This is a genomic window from Mesorhizobium sp. M8A.F.Ca.ET.202.01.1.1, from assembly GCF_004791595.1.
Lineage (GTDB): Bacteria > Pseudomonadota > Alphaproteobacteria > Rhizobiales > Rhizobiaceae > Mesorhizobium.
In genome coordinates this window covers 1-202 of sequence record NZ_SRUN01000365.1, presented here as the reverse complement: position 1 = coordinate 202, position 202 = coordinate 1, and the positions used below count along the sequence as shown (strand labels likewise).

Here is a 202-nt window from a genome sequence, read left to right as displayed (position 1 = left end):
TGAGATGCAGCGTGCCATAGGTGCCGACCAGGTCGTTGCCGACATTGCCAGCCGAGCCGTTGACGGCGCTGACCGTGTGGGTGTCGCCATTGTCGACATCGGTGTCGTTGGAAAGCACATTGCCGCTGACCGGATTGGGATCGGCCAGCGTGTTGGTGTCTTCCTTCACCGCCGCCGCATCGGCCACCGCCACCGGCGCGTC

At 64.9% G+C, this 202-nt stretch carries 1 protein-coding gene; it reads right to left on the bottom strand.

The window, feature by feature from the left end; translation table 11 throughout:
* A partial coding sequence (locus EN845_RS35225) for a hypothetical protein (protein ID WP_135868240.1) occupies positions 1-202 on the bottom strand: 202 nt, incomplete at both ends.